This is a genomic window from Streptomyces sp. NPDC029044, from assembly GCF_040637495.1.
In the GTDB taxonomy this organism is placed as follows: domain Bacteria; phylum Actinomycetota; class Actinomycetes; order Streptomycetales; family Streptomycetaceae; genus Streptomyces.
Window position 1 is genome coordinate 1 of record NZ_JBEZWN010000025.1, and the last position, 16,202, is coordinate 16,202.

16 protein-coding genes and 2 pseudogenes are annotated in these 16,202 nt (G+C 69.0%); 8 read left to right on the plus strand and 10 right to left on the minus strand.

Annotation, left to right across the window (positions count from 1 at the left end):
• The first annotated feature begins 182 nt into the window (after window positions 1–182).
• Window positions 183–611: an OsmC family peroxiredoxin gene (locus AB0E85_RS20755; RefSeq protein WP_361929108.1), complete on the plus strand. Its 429-nt coding sequence runs from the start codon at window positions 183–185 to the stop codon at window positions 609–611.
• 1,442 nt (window positions 612–2,053) lie between these two features.
• The gene (locus AB0E85_RS20760; protein WP_361929111.1) at window positions 2,054–2,950 is read left to right on the plus strand and encodes a DUF5655 domain-containing protein; all 897 of its coding nucleotides are present in this window, start codon (window positions 2,054–2,056) and stop codon (window positions 2,948–2,950) included.
• 154 nt (window positions 2,951–3,104) lie between these two features.
• Here AB0E85_RS20760 and AB0E85_RS20765 read toward each other — a convergent pair.
• The 3 genes and pseudogenes from AB0E85_RS20765 to AB0E85_RS20775 all read right to left on the minus strand — a co-directional run.
• Window positions 3,105–3,344 (minus strand): annotated as a pseudogene (locus AB0E85_RS20765) (DUF317 domain-containing protein); the annotation flags it as partial.
• Between the two features lie 227 nt (window positions 3,345–3,571).
• Window positions 3,572–3,628: pseudogene (locus tag AB0E85_RS20770) on the minus strand (hypothetical protein); the annotation flags it as partial.
• A 244-nt stretch (window positions 3,629–3,872) separates the two neighbouring features.
• A complete protein-coding gene (locus AB0E85_RS20775; RefSeq protein WP_361929114.1) occupies window positions 3,873–4,718 on the minus strand; it encodes an NmrA family NAD(P)-binding protein in 846 nt (281 codons plus the stop codon).
• A gap of 64 nt (window positions 4,719–4,782) precedes the next feature.
• On the opposite strand from AB0E85_RS20775, the gene AB0E85_RS20780 reads away from it, so the two are divergent.
• Window positions 4,783–5,118 carry a helix-turn-helix domain-containing protein gene (locus AB0E85_RS20780; protein WP_361929117.1) on the plus strand — a complete coding sequence of 112 codons (336 nt, stop codon included), beginning with the start codon at window positions 4,783–4,785 and terminating at the stop codon, window positions 5,116–5,118.
• Between the two features lie 30 nt (window positions 5,119–5,148).
• Here AB0E85_RS20780 and AB0E85_RS20785 read toward each other — a convergent pair whose 3' ends face one another.
• Window positions 5,149–6,030 (minus strand): radical SAM protein, encoded by an 882-nt coding sequence (locus AB0E85_RS20785; RefSeq protein WP_361929120.1) that lies wholly within the window; start codon window positions 6,028–6,030, stop codon window positions 5,149–5,151.
• A gap of 284 nt (window positions 6,031–6,314) precedes the next feature.
• Here AB0E85_RS20785 and AB0E85_RS20790 point away from each other — a divergent pair, with 284 nt between their 5' ends.
• The 4 genes from AB0E85_RS20790 to AB0E85_RS20805 all read left to right on the plus strand — a co-directional run bounded on the left by AB0E85_RS20790 (window position 6,315) and on the right by AB0E85_RS20805 (window position 8,550).
• The gene (locus tag AB0E85_RS20790; RefSeq protein WP_361929122.1) at window positions 6,315–6,695 is read left to right on the plus strand and encodes a VOC family protein; all 381 of its coding nucleotides are present in this window, start codon (window positions 6,315–6,317) and stop codon (window positions 6,693–6,695) included.
• Window positions 6,696–6,846: 151 nt separating this feature from the next.
• Window positions 6,847–7,629 carry an MBL fold metallo-hydrolase gene (locus AB0E85_RS20795; protein WP_361929125.1) on the plus strand — a complete coding sequence of 261 codons (783 nt, stop codon included), beginning with the start codon at window positions 6,847–6,849 and terminating at the stop codon, window positions 7,627–7,629.
• Between the two features lie 26 nt (window positions 7,630–7,655).
• Complete coding sequence (locus AB0E85_RS20800) at window positions 7,656–8,051, plus strand: nuclear transport factor 2 family protein (RefSeq protein WP_361929128.1); 396 nt, start codon at window positions 7,656–7,658, stop codon at window positions 8,049–8,051.
• Between the two features lie 73 nt (window positions 8,052–8,124).
• A complete protein-coding gene (locus tag AB0E85_RS20805; protein ID WP_361929131.1) occupies window positions 8,125–8,550 on the plus strand; it encodes a PPOX class F420-dependent oxidoreductase in 426 nt (141 codons plus the stop codon).
• Window positions 8,551–8,635: 85 nt separating this feature from the next.
• Here the strand turns inward: AB0E85_RS20805 and AB0E85_RS20810 are convergent, their stop codons facing one another.
• Window positions 8,636–9,151, minus strand: coding sequence for a MarR family transcriptional regulator (locus AB0E85_RS20810; RefSeq protein ID WP_361929134.1), 516 nt, complete (start codon window positions 9,149–9,151; stop codon window positions 8,636–8,638).
• A gap of 155 nt (window positions 9,152–9,306) precedes the next feature.
• Here AB0E85_RS20810 and AB0E85_RS20815 point away from each other — a divergent pair, with 155 nt between their 5' ends.
• The gene (locus tag AB0E85_RS20815) at window positions 9,307–9,831 is read left to right on the plus strand and encodes a CGNR zinc finger domain-containing protein (protein ID WP_361929137.1); all 525 of its coding nucleotides are present in this window, start codon (window positions 9,307–9,309) and stop codon (window positions 9,829–9,831) included.
• A gap of 29 nt (window positions 9,832–9,860) precedes the next feature.
• On the opposite strand, the gene AB0E85_RS20820 is transcribed toward AB0E85_RS20815, so the two are convergent.
• The 5 genes from AB0E85_RS20820 to AB0E85_RS20840 all read right to left on the minus strand — a co-directional run bounded on the left by AB0E85_RS20820 (window position 9,861) and on the right by AB0E85_RS20840 (window position 16,185).
• Window positions 9,861–10,778, minus strand: a complete 918-nt coding sequence (locus AB0E85_RS20820; protein WP_361929140.1) for an AEC family transporter — start codon at window positions 10,776–10,778, stop codon at window positions 9,861–9,863.
• Window positions 10,775–11,929, minus strand: a complete 1,155-nt coding sequence (locus AB0E85_RS20825) for a pyridoxal phosphate-dependent aminotransferase (protein ID WP_361929143.1) — start codon at window positions 11,927–11,929, stop codon at window positions 10,775–10,777. The genes AB0E85_RS20820 and AB0E85_RS20825 overlap by 4 nt, the downstream gene beginning before the upstream one ends.
• A gap of 250 nt (window positions 11,930–12,179) precedes the next feature.
• A complete protein-coding gene (locus tag AB0E85_RS20830) occupies window positions 12,180–12,605 on the minus strand; it encodes a hypothetical protein (protein WP_361929146.1) in 426 nt (141 codons plus the stop codon).
• A complete protein-coding gene (locus AB0E85_RS20835) occupies window positions 12,602–14,707 on the minus strand; it encodes an integrase (RefSeq protein ID WP_361929149.1) in 2,106 nt (701 codons plus the stop codon). The genes AB0E85_RS20830 and AB0E85_RS20835 overlap by 4 nt, the downstream gene beginning before the upstream one ends.
• Window positions 14,704–16,185, minus strand: a complete 1,482-nt coding sequence (locus tag AB0E85_RS20840) for a hypothetical protein (RefSeq protein ID WP_361929152.1) — start codon at window positions 16,183–16,185, stop codon at window positions 14,704–14,706. Before AB0E85_RS20840 ends, AB0E85_RS20835 begins: the two co-directional genes overlap by 4 nt.
• Window positions 16,186–16,202: the final 17 nt, after the last annotated feature.

Sequence of the window (16,202 nt, forward strand, 5' to 3'; positions counted from 1 at the left end):
CACCTCAAGGGACTGGCCGAGAAGTCGATGAAGACCGGGCACGAGGATGCCGCCGAGCACGGGCTGCGCATCGCCAAGCTGATCAGGGCCTGACCGCCCTGAAGTCTGTCTCGTAGATCACCGCGGGCTGCCCGTTCGCGTCGTCGCGGACTGTGGCTCGGGACCACAGGAAAGGACTGATCGTGGCTACCACGCGCTCCGCACACACCGCCTGGGAAGGCAACCTCCTCGAGGGGAGCGGAGTCGTCAACTTCGACTCCTCCGGTGCCATCGAGGCACAGCCGGTCACGTGGGCCTCGCGCTCCCAGGACGCCAACGGCAAGACCAGCCCCGAGGAGCTGATCGCCGCCGCGCACTCCAGCTGCTTCTCGATGGCGCTGTCGCACGCCCTGAACGGCGCGGGCACCCCGCCCACCAAGCTCGTCACCTCGGCCGACGTCAACTTCCAGCCGGGCGAGGGCATCACCGGCATCCACCTCACCGTCGAGGGCACCGTCCCGGGCCTCGATGAGGAGGGCTTCGCCGCCGCCGCGGCCGACGCCAAGGACAACTGCCCGGTCAGCCAGGCCCTGAAGGCCGTACCGATCACCCTGGATGCGAAGCTGGCCTGAAACCACTCGCGCAGGCCGCTCGTCCGGGGCGGTCTGCGCGAAGTCCGGTCCGGGACCGGACCGGTGGTGGGAAGGAAGCACCATGATTCCGGGAACGGCCGGCGCCACGGCGGCACTCGACTCCGGCGCCCGTGAACTGACCCGGGTTGTGGCGCTGTTCAGCCTGACCGGGAGATTGGACCCCCGACTCCCCGCGCTGGGCAGCCTCATCGACACCTTCGACTTCGGCCGCTTCGCCCTGCACCTGGCGTCCAGCGAGGCCGTCCTGCCCGTGCCGGTGCTCGTCGAGGACGTGGCACCCGCGGAACTCGGCCTGCGGCACGGCGACCACGGCCTCGACCTTGCCTCCCTCCAGATCGCCGTCGTCGCCACCCCGCGCGGGGACGTCACCCTGGCCCTGGACTGCGGATTCGCCGGGGCAGACAGCGCCCGCGGCCCTCGCCGCCTGGCTCGCCGACACCTGTTTCCACCGGGACCGGATCACCCTCGGCGCCGGCGGCCTGCTCGACTCGCTCAGCGGACGGCTCACCCCGGTCGAACCGCTCGCCTTCGGCCAGAACGTCCACCAACTCGTCTACCGGACGTGGACAACCGGCCGCGGTACACGATCTCGTTCAGCAGGGTGGGGAGCCGGCTCTCGTCGGAGTCGAGCAGGTCGTTCTTCAACTCCCCGCCAGCCGCCCCACCTCAGGAGGAACGGCCGCACACTCTCCGCGCACGACCGCGGGGTCGCCGTGCACGCCGGCTGGGCCGAGCACGTGGACGGCCTTACGCTGGTCGCCGTCGGCATGATCTCCGGCCCGCCGTCCTCCAGCGCACCCGGCTGTCCGCCTTCGAGACCATGCGCGCCAACGAACGGGGCCGCGGCCGAGTCGCCGTACGGGATCCGCAGGCTGATCTCCCGGCTCTCCGACGGGGGCAACACCTTCAACGTGGACAACCGGCGCTCCATCTTCGACGCCCACTACCGCCCAGCTTACCCGCTGCCTGGCTGCCCTTCTGCGACATCTGCCACCGCGACATCGCGGCCAGCGACGGCGTCTGTTTGGCCGCCGTAGAGGACGTCGTGAAACTGTCGCCTTCCGCTGCTGGCGCTGGCTCATGAGTCTGATGTGGCCTGCATAGAAGGCTGGAGACTTCGTGCAGCCGCGGACGTTGTGGGGTACGTTTGGTGATCTTGAGTATTCTCGTGCTTCGTCGGGGCGCCTGTTCTGGATAGGTGCTGGAAGATCTGACCTCTCGTCACCTGTCATCACCCCTCATATCTGCACCGCGCTGGATGTTTACGCAGCGCTGGTTACGCAGGAGGGTGTATGCGTGCGCTGGGGTTCACTGACCCGGTCGCTCGGCCGTTCGCCACACCTTCTTCGCAGGCTCAACGGCCGTTGCGGAAACAAATCTCACCCCGCCCGACGTTGTTGATCTTCTAAGCGATATCGGGGGTGGTCGGCGTGAAGTTGTTTCGTACGGACCCAATGAAAAGAGGCGTGATTGAGGTAATGCCGCGTCTGGCTGAGGTTGAGGCAGATGTGCAGGGTCTCGTCGAGGCCCACATGGAGACGCTGCTGGGGGCCCGGTTCCTGGCGAGCGAGTACAGCACGGGCCCCGTACACCGCGGCCGCATAGATTCGCTCGGGCTCGACGAGAACGGATCACCGGTCATCGTCGAGTACAAGCGTGGTGTCGATGCCGGTGTCATCAACCAGGGCCTGTTCTACCTGGCGTGGCTGATGGACCATCGCGCCGAGTTTGAGCACCTGGTCCGCGACCGGCTCGGGGTGACGGCCGCGTCCCAGGTCCTGTGGAGCGGCCCTCGCCTGATCTGTATCGCTGGCGACTTCACGCGCTATGACGTGCATGCCGTGCGTGAGCACCGGAGGTCGATCGACCTGGTCCGCTACCGACTCTTCGGCAGCGACCTGCTTGGGCTTGAGACCGTGGCGTCCGTGAGCGGTGGCATGCAGGTGGCACGCCGGGCGCGCCGCCAGGGGGTTGCCCGGGCGGCTGCCGACGTCCAGGGCGCGTCGATCGTGGAGCTGGCGAGCGCGGTCGACGAGGCGCTGCTCGGGCTCGGGGAGGGTGTGAACCGTGTCGAGCGCAAGCAGTACCGGGCGTATCAGCGTCTGCGGAACTTCGCCTGCCTCTGCCCGCCGCAGCGCAGCAAGCTGTTGGTCTACCTGAAGGTCGACCCGCAGGATGTCGACCTCGTGCCGGGGTTCACCCGTGACGTATCCGGTCTCGGTCACCACGGGACGGGTGATCTGGAGGTGCAGCTCCGTACGCCGAAGGACGTGGAGCGGGCCCAGGATCTCTTCCGGGCCAGCTACGCGGCAGCGTGATCGCCTGCCGGCCTCTGGCTGCTCTGTGGTCGTGGGGCGATGCCTGTCGACGTGCGAGTAGGGCGTGGCGGTGGACTACCAATGATGCGCGGGATCGCCGGGTTGGCTAACCGGCGATCCCGCGCTATGTTGCCCCGCTCTTTCGTGCCAATGATCAGCGTGAACGACTGGCAGCGGGGTTGACCGCGACCGGGGGAGCGGCCGGCGGGCTGGCGATGAGGTTCGTCCTGCGTTCGGGGCTGACGGGCTGTGGGCGGCGAAGGCCGGTTCCGAAGGCGAGGGTCTCGGACAGATCGGCCAGCAACGAACTCGGGGTGTGCGGGGACGCGGTGACGGTCCAGGTGGGCCGGTCAGGGTCGGGTCCGGCCCAGACGGTCCAGGTGGCCAGGTTCTGGCTCGGGTGCTGGGTGGTGAAGGCGTCGAACTGGACGCTTGCGTCTCCGCCGGGGGACGTTCAGCGGATCCATCGCCCGTCCACGGTGTGCTTCCATCCGGCGTCGGTGAGGGCTGCGTGGCCGCGGTGACCATCTTCTCGTCCACCGGGGCGCCGATGGCCGTGTCCCAGCCGTCGCCGTCGGCAAGGTGATTCAGAAGCTCCTCTATCACCGGGGCGGGGGTGGCGCCGGTCGCGGTGAGCACCCACATGCGGTCGGATACGGGTGTCTCGTAGGCGGCCACGGTCCAGGCTGTCTCGTGAGGGTCGGCCTCGTGGACGCGTTCGATCCGCAGGGTTTGTGATTCGTGGATGGCGTGGGTGGTGTTGTCGGTCCAGGTACGTTCCCTGTCAAGTTCAGCGTGTTGAAGTTGAGGCGGGTCCCAGCGCGGGCGGTCGGCAGTGCTTGATGGCTTGGCAGGCCGTCCGCCGAAGACGGCGGCACTGCCAAGCCTTGGTGAACTGGGCGGGAGCTGACAGCGGTTGTGGTCAGAGGCCGATGTCGGCCAGCCACTGGCTTGTGGTCCGGGGGGTGACTCCCAGCAGCTTCTGGGCGGAGGTCTCCGGCGTGATCGAGCGGCCGGGCATGGCGCTCATCGCCTGGTAGGCGCCTGCGATGTCAGCGGCGGCGCTCTCCCCGATCAGGGGAGTCATTGAGGTGCGGAACTCCTCGGCGGTGATTTGGTTGAAGACCACGTCCCGTCCGAGTCGGGCACCGAACGCCTCGGCCAGATCCGGTCCGGTGATAGCCGGGTACTGGCCGACGGAGACCACGCCGGTGACGTCCGTGCGGTCGAGCAGGGCGACGACGGCGTCGGCGATGTCCAGGTGGGAGGCCCAGGAGACGGGGAAGTCGGCCCGGATCGGGTAGGGCAGTACGCCACGTTCGCGGATCGAGCCGATGACGTGCGGCATGAGCAGGTTCTCGAGGTAGAGCTCGGGCGCGACGACCGCGTGGGACACGCCGTTGTCGGCCAGGCCGGCGGCCAGGGTCGCGGCGGCACCGCCGATGGCGGGATCGATGGGGAAGCCGCTGGTGGAAAAGACGACGCGGTCCGGCCGGGCCTCGCGGACGGCGGTGAGGATGTTGTGCGCGTAGGTCTGTCGGTCCTCCTCCGGGGCCACTGGCAGATGGACGAAGACCCCCTCGGCGCCTCGGTAGGCGTTGGTCAGGTCGGCGGCGGAGGAGTAGTCGGCGGCCACGACGCGCTGCGCGCCGTGCACGACGGCGCGGGAGTTGCGGGTCAGTGCCGTCACGGGCTTGCCAGCGGCGGCGAGAGTGGCGACGACGGGAGCACCCTGGGCGCCGGTGGCGCCATGAATCACGTAGGTCATGGCGCCATTAGTGCATGTGATGCACCAGTTACATCAACTGCACTAATGGGGTACGGTCGAAATTGTGACTGATCCCTGTCTTCCCGAGTGCGGTGTCGCCCGGTTCCTCACGCTGCTCAACGGACCGTGGGCCACTTTGATCGTGCGCGAACTGCTCCGCGGCCCTCACCGGTTCAACCAGCTGCGTGAGGCCCTGCCCGGCATCAGCCCGCACACTCTGACCAGTCGGCTGCGTCAGTTCGAGCGGCACGGCATCGTCACCCGCACGACCTACGCGGAGATCCCGCCGCGCGTCGAGTATGCGCTGACCCCTCTCGGCGAGGGGTTGCTCGAGGTCCTGGAGGCCATGGGGACCTGGGCCATGGCGGTGCCCGACCCCGAGCCCGGCGTCACCGCCTGACCTACGCCTGGGGCGGCGACCCGGTTATGGTCATGTCGAGGATGCGAGCCTCTCCCGCAGGGCGTCGTTGTCGTCGTGGTGGACGACCTCCTCGAAGCGCAGCCGCAGCCCGTGCTTGTCCAGCAGCTCCGCCACGATCGCGTCGAGCTGTTCGCGGTGCTCTTTCGTCTGCGCCTGAACGTACGCCTCGCGGACCTCTTCGGATTCGTCGGCGAGGACCTGGTCCATGCGCTCGCGGATGTAGCGCTTGAGGTTGATGTGCTCCATGAACACCTCACCGACTCCCGCCTCGACGAGCTGCCCGAACAGGTCGTCCAGAAGCTCGGGCTGGGTGGCGAAGTGGGGCAGGAGCGGGCCGACGAAGGCGTAGGTGGGGATGCCGGCCTCGTTCAGTTCGGCCAGGGTGCGCAGGCGGCGGGAGGCGAGCGGGGCGCGGACCTCCAGCCAGCGGCTGACCTTGTCGTCGGTGGTGGTCACCCTCATGCCGACCTCGGCGCGCGGCAGACTGGTGAGCAGGTCGATGTCGCGGGTGACGACGGGCGATTTGGTCAGGATGCGCACCAGGCCCGGGTACTCGACCGCTTGCAGTTCGCGCAGGATGCCGCGGGTGAGCCGGTACTTCGTCTCGTGGCCCTGGTAGGGGTCGGTGACCGAGCTGAGCAGCATCGTGCCCCGCCGCTTGTCCTGTGGCATCTTCGCCAGCTCCTTGCGGGCGAGCTCGACCGCGTTCTTCTTCACGTACAGGTAGTCGCCCCATTCCTTGGCGGACCGGCCGAACTGGCGCCCGGCGAAGCTGGCGAAGCAGTAGGCGCAGCCCAGCACGCAGCCGGTGTAGGGGTTGATGACGTAGTCGTTCGACGGGGTCTTCGACTTCTGGATCAGGGTCTTCGCCTCGATCTCGATCGGCTCCATGACGTGCTTCCTTCCTGCGGCCCGGCCGTCCGTGTCCGACGTACCGGGGTCCTGTGATGTCCGAGGGCCGGTAGACCGCAGACCACCGAACCCATACACACGGAACAATAATCTTCAGAAGTTGCTTCCATGGAATGTAAATGATTTGCTGGACGCCAGCCCGGTCGGGAGCTCGTCATCCCCGCCCGACCCCCGCGAGCCCTCGGTGCGATGGCCGCCGCCTGGATTCGGTCGGCCTCAGAGAGTCACATTTCTCCCTTTTGGGAGGGTTAGGAGTGCCCGTCATGTCCGTTCCTGCCTTCAACTCGGTCGCCTGGTTCGAGGTCGGCACCGACCAGCCGGAGAAGGTCAAGGAGTTCTACGGCGAGCTCTTCGACTGGAAGTACGCCCTCAACACCAACACCCCGGGCGTGACCTACCACTCCGTGATGACGCCGGGCGCTGGGCAGCCGACCGGTGGCGTGTGGGAGTCGGAGGGCAACTTCCCCAACTACGCGATCTTCTACGTCCTGGTCCAGGACGTCGCCGCGACTGTCGAGCGCGCCCGGGAACTCGGCGCCACGGTCCTCATGGAGCCGGTCTCCGACTCCGCGGGCCTCACCTTCGCTCGACTGGAGGACACCGCCGGCAACCACTTCGGCGTCTTTTCTCTGCCCGCCCCGTAAGCCCGACCATGAGCTGCCGGCCGCCCTGGGCCAACCGCATCTCCAGGGAGCGCGCGGCCCCGTGACCCGTGCCTCTTCGGCCCTGCCTCCCCGCCGGAGCGTGCAGCAGGGCCTCCTCGTACCACCGTTCCCCCGACCGAGAGGGTTCCCGATGTCCGGCGCCAGCGTCACCAGCGAGAAGATTCCCGTCCACGTCTACGGCGGCCCCACCGTCCTGTTCGAATACGGCGGACTCAGGTTCGTCACCGACCCGACCTTCGACCCGCCCGGCGAGTACCCCATGCCCCTCCCGGGCGGCCACAAGCTCGTCAAAACCGAACCTTCGCCGGTCACCGCCGCCGACCTCGGCCGCGTCGACGCCGTCCTGCTCTCCCACGACGAGCACGACGACAACCTCGACAACGCCGGCCGTGTCCTGCTGGCCGAGGTGCCGGTCGTCCTCACCACCGAGAGCGGCGCCGGCCGCCTGGGAGACGACGCTCGCGGCCTCGCTTTCTGGCAGAGCGCCGAGCTCAAGCGGCCCGACGGCGGCACGGTGACCGTCACCGGCGTGCCTGCCCGGCACGGGCCCGTGGGCTGCGAGCCGATCACCGGTGACGTCATCGGCTTCGTGCTCACCTCCGACGACCTGCCCTCGGTCTACGTCAGCGGCGACAACGCCGCCCTGGAGCACGTCAAGGAGATCGCCGAGAGGTTCGCCCCCGTGGACACCGCGATCCTCTTCCTCGGCGGCGCCCGCATGCCCTTCGCTTTCGACGGCGCACTGCTCACCCTCGACAGCGCCCTGGGCGCCGAGGCCGCAAGGACACTCGGCGCCCGGCGCATCGTCCCCGCGCACTACGACAGCTGGGCCCACTTCCAGGAAGGCCGCGCCGAGATACAGGCGGCCTTCACCGAGGCCGGCCTTGCCGACCGCCTCGACTTCGCCCGATGACCCCGACCGAACCCACGGAGACCACGATGACCACTGCCAACCTCGACCTGGCCCGCACCTACTTCCAGGCCGTGCAGACCGGTGACATGGCCGCCCTCGGCGGCCTCCTCGACGAGGCGATCGTCTGGCACCAGCCCGGCGCCAACCAGTTCTCCGGCGAGCACAAGGGACAGGGCGCCGTCTTCCAGATGCTCGGCGGCATGATGGAGGCCAGCCAGGGCACCTTCGCCATCGACAAGATCCACTCCCTGATGCGCAACGGCGACCTGGTCACCGCCACCATCCACTTCACCGGCCGCCGCGGTGACGCGTCCATGGCCATGGACGGCGTGGACCTCCTGCGCATCCAGAACGGCAAGATCACCGAGATGTGGCTCTTCTCCGGCGACCAGAACGCCGAAGACGCCTTCTGGGGCAACTGACACCCACTTCGCCGTTCCGAGGCTGGGCCGGCCTCGGAACGGCGAACAGCCACACCGGAGTGAAAGGCATCGCATGCGGAAGATGACCGAGGAGCAGTGGCGGGCTTTCGTCACGCACGGCACCCGCACCGGCAAGCTGTCGACCGTCCGGGCCGACGGCAGCCCGCACGTCACACCGGTCTGGTTCCTCCTCGACGGCGACGACATCGTGCTCACCACTGAGAAGGACGGCGTCAAGGGCCGCAACCTCACCCGCGACGGGCGCTTCGCCCTCTGCGTCGACGACGACCACCCCCCATACGCGTTCGTCATCCTCCAAGGACACGCCGAGACCTCCGCGGACCCCGACGAGATGCTGCACTGGGGCGGCCTCCTCGGCGCCCGTTACATGGGCGAAGACCGCACCCAGGAGTACGCCGCCCGCAACGGCGGCCCCGGCAACCTCCTCGTCCGCGCCCACATCGACAAAGTCATCGCTTTCAACGGCATCGCCGACTGAACGAGCGGGCGGCTGGTGGGGGGCTGGTGACCATGGTCACCAGCCCCCCACCAGCCGCCCATTGCCGTGCCCGGGACGTCCTGGCTCACGAAGCCGACCCGCCGGGCTGCTTCGGCGCCCGCATCGCCGGAACCGGCGTCTGCCCCGCGGCCTTCCGCTCCGCGTCCAGAGCCCGTCCGGCCGCCCGCAGCGTGCTGAGGACCGCGGTCACCTCGCGTACCGACTCCTCGGGAATCACCGACCCGATCCGCAGTTCCAGCTCCTCCTCGAAGACCTTCAGCGCCCCGTCCACCAGCTTCCGCCCCTCAGGGGTGAGCTCAACGATCGAGGAACGCCGGTCGTTCGGATTGGCCTTCCGACCACACAGCCCCGCCGCCTCCAGACGGTCGACAACCTTGCTGGTGCCGCCCACGGTGATCGAGAACTCCTCCGCGATGTCCTGGATCCGCCGCCCAGGCCGCTTCAACAGCAGGTGCAGCACCTCGAAAGAGGTCAGCGCCAGGTCGTACTCCGCCCGCAACCGCTCCTCGATACCGCCCCACAACTCGATCTCCAGCGAGACCAGCTCCCGGTACAGCAGCTTCAGGTCAGCGGCAGCCATCACTCATCTTCCAAAGAATTATCTTCCATAGACAGTTAATTGTAAGTCACCAGTATCGGCACCCTCAGACACCATCCGCTGTGGGTGTGTTGCAGGTGCTGTCTGCTCAGTGCAGACGATCACAGCGGACATAACGGATGTGCTGCAATGAGTGAGTGAAGTTTGAGCATGACAACATGGTCGGTGTCCGCCTGGCTGTGTCGCTGGTGAATCTCGAGGCGGGTGGGTCCTGGCGGGCTGAGTCGTTGGAGCAGGTGCTGGAGAGTCATACGATTCGGCGTGCTCGTGTGACTGGTTCGGCCGACGAGGAGATCAGGGTGTGGTCGCGGCGCCTGCGGCCCGTTTTCGAGGCTGTCTCGCAGGACGAACGGTGCGAGATGGTCAACGCGTTGCTCGCCGACGGTGCCGGAAGGGTCTATCTGACTTCGCACGACGGGTTGCGGCCGCATCTGCACTTCGCGCCGGACGGCAAGGACGTGCAGAGCCGTGTACGGGCCGTAACCGCGGGAGGGCTGGCCATCTTCGCCATGGAGGCGGAGGGCCGACGGCTGGGAGTGTGCGCGTTGGATTCGTGCCAAACCGCTTTCGCCGACACCAGCCGCAATGGTCGCCGCGCCTACTGCAGTGCTCGCTGCGCCAACACCGATGCGGTCCGCCGCCACCGGATGAAGCAGGGCTGACAGCGGCGGCAAGCCCGAGGCCCCGCTGGTCAGGTGGGGATGAGGGCCGCGACGAGCGGGACGGCGGCGATGCCCACGAGGGTCTGTGTCGCGGTGATGCCGGCCATCATCGGCGCGTCCCCGCCGAGCTGTCGGGCCATGATGTACGACGACGATGCCGTGGGCAGGGCCTGGAAGAGCACGGCGACGAGCAGTGCCGACGCCCCGAGGCCAAGTGGTTGGGCCAGCAGGAAGGTCACGGCCGGCATAAGGACGAACTTCATGGTCGAGGACATGAGGATCGGGCCCGTCCATGCGCGTGCCTGGCCAAAGCGCAGCGCGGCGCCGATGCACAGCAGTCCCAGCGGCATCGAAGCGGCTCCCAGCGACTGCAGCGCCGGCTCGATGCCCGGTGGCAGGCCCAGGTCCAGGGCCTGGAGGAGGCCGCCTGCCACGCAGGCGAGGATGAGCGGGTTGGTCACCAGTTGCCGGGCGATGCCCGTCAGGCTCAGGCGGGCGCCGCCGAACCAGGCGAAGACCAGCACGCACAGCACGTTGACCGTGGGCACGATCGCCGCGTTGCAGACCGCGGCCATGGCCACGCCCTGTGTGCCGTACAGGCCGGAGGCGATGGTGACGCCGATGTAGTTGTTGAATCGGATGCTGCCCTGGAAGACCGAGGTGAAGCCGTCGCCGGGCAGCCGCATCAGGGGCCTCAGGGCGATGACCAGCGCGGCGACCACTACGGTGGAAGCGACCAGGACGGCTGTCAGGGTTCGCACCGGGAGGTCATGGGTGTCGGCTGTCGCGAGGCCGTGCAGGAACAGTGCCGGCAACAGCACCCGGTAACCGAGACTCTCGGCCCCGGACCAGAAGCTCTCGCCCTGGATCATCCACCGCTTGACGACAAAGCCGAGCCCGATCAGCACGACGACGGGTATCAGGGCCTTGAGTGTCAGCGCGATCACGAGGCGACCTCGTCAAGGACATCGACGACGGTGCGGCAGCCCGCTTCCAGCGTGGTGATGTCGGTGGCGAAGGAGAGCCGCAGATGGCCCAGCGCGCCGAAGGCACTGCCCGGCACCGTTGCGCATCCCGCCTCCAGGAGCGCGTCCGCCACCGCGAGATCGTCACCGGTCGCAAGGCGCGGGAAGAGGTAGAACGCGCCGTCCGGCGCCACCGTGTCCAGGTGCGGGCTCTGGCGCAGGATCCCCAGCGCGGCATCCCGGCGGCGGTGGTAGATCGCCCGCCGCTCCGCCAGGATTCCCTGAGGCCCCTCCAGCGCGGCTACGGCCGCCAACTGGCTCACGGCCGCCGTCTGCGTGCAGTTCTGCGTCTGTACGGCGGTGATGGCGCGCACGAGGTCGGACGGGCCCAGTCCCCAGCCGATCCGCCAGCCGGTCATCGCGTACGCCTTGGAGACGCCGTCGACGAGCAGGATCCGCTCCCGCAGATCCGGCGCGATCTGCGCGAGGCCGACGTACTCCCGATCGTCGTAGCGGATGTGGGCGTAGATCTCGTCGGACAGGACCGTGACCGTGGGGTGCCGCCGCAACACCTCGGCGAGGGCCGCCAGTTCATCACGGCTGTAGGTGGCGCCAGAGGGATTACCGGGGGCGTTCAGCACGACCCAGCGCGTCCGGTCGGTGATGGCCGCCCGCAGCGCTTGCGGCGTGAGGCGGAAGCCAGACTCGGCCGGGCAGTCGGCGACCACCGGCAGCCCGCCGCACAGGCGGATCATGGAGGGGTAGCTCGCCCAGTACGGCGCCGGGACGATCACCTCGTCCCCCGGGCGCAGGGTGGCGAAGAACGCGTTGAAGATGACTTGCTTGGCGCCGCACCCCACCGTCACCTCGGCGTCCGCGTACTCCAGTCCGCGATCCCGCTCCACCGCGTGCCGCACGGCCCGGCGCAGTTCGGGCAGGCCGTTGGCGGGGCTGTAGCCCAGCACGCGGCCGGCCGCCTCTTGGGCCGCGGCGATGACATGGCCGGGCGGGGCGAAATCTGGCTCACCGAGCGTGAGATCGACGGTGTGACGGCCCTGCGCGCGACGCTCGGCCGCGCGGCGGGCCATCTCCAGGATGGGCGATCCAGCGGGCGTCCCCAGGCCACCTGTCACCGCGCTCTCCCGCAGGGGAACGACAGCTGCGCACGGCCGGGGGTCACCTCGTGCCGCGGGGACAGACGCCCCGGTGCACCAAGTATCGAAGCAGGCATGCAGACACACTGATGTAACCGTGCGGGGCACTACAACCATTACATGGCAGGCTCGGGAGCTGTACGAAAGGGCTGGTCACAGCCGCCCATCGAGCTGGCTCGGGCGGAGGACACGGCGCGCCCTCGGAGATCTGTACCGCCCGGGCAGCGACTCAGTGGCTACGGCCCGGGTGCGGCTGGGTTGGCAGCGTCCGGATCGGGGGGGGGGTGGGCCGGGACAGCGAGTGGAGCAGTTGCCGGTTGTGCGCGGTCAGTTGGTTGACAACGCGCACGAGGTGCTCGACGTCGGTGCGCAGCTGGGCCAGTTCGGTGGCGTCCCGGGTGCGGAGCTCCTTCAGTTTGACGATCTGCCGGCGCAGGCGGATCTCGGAGTCCGGCGTCTGGCCGCGTGCCCTGACCTGCGCGTAGAAGTCGTTCTTGAGGTCGAGGTGGCGCTGGGTGAGCGCGTTGCGGGGTACGTCGGCTTCCTGGGCCAGGGCGACGATCGTCAGCGCGCCGTTGGAGTGTTGCGCGGTTCCCTTCAGGATGCGGTCCATGGCCGCGCGGATGCGGTCGCGTTCGTCGGGCGCGGGGCTCATACGGTGCCGTCCTGGAGGGTGGTGCGGGTGTGGTGGTGGGCGTCGGCGAGGTCACGCAGCCGGGTGGCGTTGTCGCGCAGTCGCTGGCCCAGCGGGCCGGGGACATGGCCAGCCTGCTGATCCAGTTCGGTGGCGCGGCGGCGGAGGCCGGCGGCGTGCTGGTCGGTGCGGGCGATGTTCGCGCAGGCGGGGACGCACTGGTCGAAGGTGGGGGTGTCCTTGAGGCCGCGGTGGCACAGGGCCTTGTCACGCTTGTAGACGCACATCAGCAGCGTGCGGGGATTGTCGTAGACGGCCAGGTGGGGGTTGGAGAGGATCTGTCGGGCCTGACGCGCGGTGATGACGGTGCCGGTGTACTGGGGCGCGGTGGCGGCGGCCTTGATGGCCCGGCGGGCGGCGGGCCCGGAGATGCCGAGGCCGTCCTCGAGCGCGGCATTCAAGTCCGCGACGGTGTCGATGGTGGCACGGGCCGTTTCGACGTCGAGGAGGTCGTGAATGCCGTCCCGGCTGCGCGCGGCGTATCCGGCCGCCACGGACGTCCGCAGATGGCCGTACTGAATCGCGAGCGCGACCAGGCCCCCGGGACGGCGGGCGATGTGCCAGGCCAGGCTCCTGCGGAACCGCTCGGTTCCGATCCTGCCGTGCGGATCCGGCGGGATGACCTCATGGACCAGCCCGCGGGCGGCTGACTCGCGGTTGGCCCAGGTGATGAAGTCCTCCACCCGGGTGCCCAGGGTGTGCACGGTGAGGGAGCCGGTGCCGGCGCGGGTGCCGCGTAGGTCGTGGGCGTGGTGGTCGAACAGCAGCTGCCCCTGGGGAACCATGCGTTCCAGGACGCGGATGGCTTTCACGACGGGGGCGATGGCCACCCAAGGGGCATCGCGGACTTCGCCCTCGGAGCGGTGGTTGCCGTCTTCGTCGCGGGCGGTCTTGTACACGGTGCTCGTGATCAAGTGCCGTCCCGTGCGCCCAGCGCTGTCCGGCTCCGGGTCGGGACAGCAGCCGCTGCGCAGTCCGGCCGCCTCGCCGGGACGCATCCCGGTCAGATAGGCGATGACGATGAAGCACGCCGTGCCCAACTGGCGCATCAGGAAGCCTGCTTCGGTGTAGTCGACGGCCTCCCTCCAGGGGATGCCGCCGAGTGTGCCGGTGACCGGGGCGCGGAGCGGGCACAGGCCGGGCCGGTCCAGGGCGGCCTGCCGCCAGCCGTGGTCACGGGCGGTGCTGTAGACCTGGCCCAGGGAGGCGCCGGTGAGCGCGGCGATATACGCGGCCGCGATCGTGGTTCTGCCCAGCCACTGTGTGGTCGGAATCGGTAGTTGGCCGGCGTCGATGCGGTCCATGAAGGCCCGAAGCGCGGCTCGTGAGGCGGGCGTGGCGCTGTTGCCGGCAGCCGCCGCATGCAGCCGGTTGCGTTCGGCCCAGGCGGCCAGGATGTCGTCGCTGAACTCCTCGACCGTGCGGATCGCCCACACGAGCAGGGGGCCCATGGTCTGCTCGGCGATCGCCTCGGCGGCGTTCTCGCCACCCGGCGTCGCCGGCGGCAGGTAGTCGTCCACCCCTTCGGTCTCCCAGGGCGGGCAGCCGATTCCACTGGGACGGCGACTGAGCTGGTCGAAGACCCACAGCCGGGTCAGCGACGACAGCACGCTGTGCACCGTGATGCGGGCCGCCCCGCTGTCGCGCACGTGACGGCCGTACTCATCCAGTACCTGCGTGGTGCACTCGCTCAGCGTGGTGATGCCCCGGTCGGTGAGCCACACGGCGAGCCGGCACCAGGTCCCGATCGTCTGGCAGAGCGCCTTGGGTGCCTGTCGTGAGCGCCAGGTGGGATGGCGCTCACGCAGGAACACGGCGGGCAGTTCGCCGTTGATCAAGGTCCAGGCGGCCAGCCGCATCTCCTCCCGGAACGTGTCGGGGAACGTCGGCCAATGGATGGTGCTGTGTGTGACGCCCGGGTTGGCGTTCATGGGGATCAGCGGCCAGGCTGGCGCCGCGTAGCGCGCGATGGGGCCGGTGTAGCCGCCGACGATCCGGTGGGCGGGGATGACGGGGGTGTCGGGTCCGGGAAGGAGACGGACAGGGGCTGGAGTGGCCGTCACGGGTCGAGGTCTCCGTTGAGCAGCAGGGCGATGAGTTCGCGGTCGGTGTCGGTCACGTCGGCCAGGGCGCGGGTCCACACTGCGGTACCGAGCTGGCTCTTGAGGTGTTCCAGGCGGGCGTGTCCGTCCTCCCACTGGCTGTGCCACTGGCCCGGGCCGAGGGCGGTGCGCAGGTTGTCGAGCGCGTGGTGCAGGTGGGCCAGGCGGCTGTGGTGGGCGGGGTGGATTCGGGCGTTGGGGCAGGCCAGGCACATCAGAAACGAGGCCCCGCAGCCGTCGGGTCCGGGGTAGGGGCTGTTGTCGTAGTCGTGGCAGTCGGCGGTAGCTGTCGGCTGGTCTGCCGGATCGGCTCCGTCGCGCAGTTCGGCGGCGAGCACGGTTGCGTGGGCTTGGGTCACGACAGTTTCGGCTGCCTGGGCGATGACCGGGATCGCTCTCTGACGGACCTGAGGGTCGGTCAGTGTGTATACGCGGTCGTGGGTGGCCTGGCTGTTCTGCCCGGGCGCGCGCCGGTGCAGCGTGTTCACCGTCCGCCGCCCCCTGCGGAAGGGCGAGGAGACGAAGCCCTGTTCGGTCGCCCAGCCCTTGGCCGTAGAACCGGAGATGCCGAACCCGAACACCCCGATGCCCGACTTCTTGCCGCTCTCGTCGGTCGGGTGCTCCAGCGGGGCCTTGGCGGAGCGCCAGACCAGTAGGCGGTCCGTACCAGGGCTCAGCGTGTGCACGGCCGCGCGGGCGAACACGGTGGCCTCCAGCGCCTGTGTGATGAGCCGCCCGGGGGAGGTGGCCCCGTCGTCGGTGAGGTTGCGGGTCTCGAAGTACCGTCCAGCGTCCCGCTTGTGCTTCTCCAGCTCGACCCGGTAGATCTGCGGCCCGTCTCTGCCGGCGTCCGGGGCTGGTTGCGGCACCTTCAACCGGTTGATCACCGACAGGTTCCAGCCGTGCTCGGCCATCAGCAGCACCCCCAGCGCGACCGTCTCCATCCGGGTCAAGAACAGCCGCTGCCACGTGTGCTCGGGCCGCTCCCCGCCCAGCACCCGCGCATAGCGGGCGAGCACCCGGCCACGCTGGCGACGCACCCTGGTGTCGTGGGGTGCCTCACCGGTCCGGGCCAGACAGTCCAGCGCCTCACCCAGCAGCCATGCCTCGCTGCCGCGAGCGAACGTCGCCGACCGCCATTGGGCGAGGTGGCGGGCATTGTCCGTGATCCGCAGATGCGCGGCACGGAACATTCGCCGCGCCGTGGTGACGATCGCGTCGAACTCGGCATCCTGGAAGGACACTTCTTTGGCCGTGGGTTGCAGGACGCGACGGGCAAGCGCTTCCCGTGTCGCAGCGGACAGCCGCGGATCGTCCAGCAACAGCCCTCGCACGGTGGTGATCTGGCGGTACCCGAACCGGGTGTTCTGTCGGCTGAGCCGCCACTGCTGCCACACCCCCGCGGTCAGCTGGTCGAGGTCGGCAACCGGTGCGTCCAACGTGGCCAGGTACGAGG